We start from the raw sequence: 369 nt of genomic DNA on the forward strand, positions 1-369 counted from the left end.
TGTCTCGGCCGACGCCTGCGCAGCAGCGCGCATGACCATGCGCGGGCGTTGACTGCTATCATTCGCCCTTTCATCAGATCGGTGCGAGCAAGGCGTGGCCTTGCGCCGGCCTCACGTCGCGAGCCGCGCCGGACTTCGTTCCGGAAGTCTTGGCTGCGCGCGAGGTGCGGCCGCGCCGCATGTCACGCCTAGCGGGGCCCGCACAACGGCCCCCGCCCGGCAAATCGAATCAGAACAATGGATGTCATCGTCATTGGCGGCGGGATTGCTGGCGTCGCCACCGCTTATCAGCTACGCGCGGCCGGCCACCGGGTATGCGTCGTGGAGCGCCACGCCACCGTCGCGCAGGGCGCCACCTATGGTCACGGC

General features: G+C 68.8%; 1 protein-coding gene. It reads left to right on the forward strand.

Translation table 11 applies throughout. The features are described from left to right. Positions 1-237 precede the first annotated feature (237 nt). On the forward strand, positions 238-369 hold a 132-nt coding region (locus tag SB822_RS55415; protein ID WP_410858883.1), incomplete at its 3' end, for an FAD-dependent oxidoreductase.

This window comes from Paraburkholderia sp. SIMBA_054 (assembly GCF_046534875.1).
In the GTDB taxonomy this organism is placed as follows: Bacteria; Pseudomonadota; Gammaproteobacteria; order Burkholderiales; family Burkholderiaceae; genus Paraburkholderia; species Paraburkholderia hospita.